Raw genomic sequence first — 574 nt, forward strand, 5'->3', positions numbered from 1 at the left:
GTCGTCGATCTTCGACGCCAACCACACCAAGTCCAGCGGCAAACTGCTGAAAGTGCTGGCCTGGTATGACAACGAGTGGGGCTTTTCCAACCGCATGCTGGATAACTGCCTGGCGCTGTGTAACGCGGAATAATCGGTTGCCCTTTGTAGGAGTGAGCCTGCTCGCGATAGCTATCTGTCAGTCACAGATGTTGTGGCTGATCTACCGCTATCGCGAGCAGTCTCACTCCTACAGGGGTTTTATGCTGTATTTGAAATCAGGGCTTGACCATTCGACTAGATGATAAGCATTATCATTCGCTTGAAATCGATCAGGTCCTCCCGTGAGTCAATCGCGCTTCAACCACGTCTTCCTCACCCAGCGCACATCCTTGCTGCGAACGCTGGAACGGATGGTCAACAATCACAGCACCGCTGAAGACCTGCTGCAGGAGACCTACCTGCGTGTGACGCGGGCGTTGAGCGAGCGGGCCATCGATCACCTCGAACCTTTTGTCTTCCAGACCGCGCGCAATCTGGCGCTGGATCATTTGCGCGCGCGCAAGATCCATTCGCGAACCATGGTCGATGATGT

1 protein-coding gene and 1 pseudogene are annotated in these 574 nt (G+C 54.7%); both read left to right on the plus strand.

Features of this window, described 5'->3' with window-relative positions:
- Positions 1 to 133 (plus strand): annotated as a pseudogene (locus BK660_RS31280) (glyceraldehyde-3-phosphate dehydrogenase); the annotation flags it as partial.
- A gap of 190 nt (positions 134 to 323) precedes the next feature.
- Positions 324 to 574 (plus strand): RNA polymerase sigma factor (locus BK660_RS31285; protein WP_311202925.1); only part of this gene is annotated, 251 nt, incomplete at its 3' end.

Source organism: Pseudomonas brassicacearum, from assembly GCF_003732265.1.
GTDB classification, from domain to species: domain Bacteria; phylum Pseudomonadota; class Gammaproteobacteria; order Pseudomonadales; family Pseudomonadaceae; genus Aquipseudomonas; species Aquipseudomonas brassicacearum_D.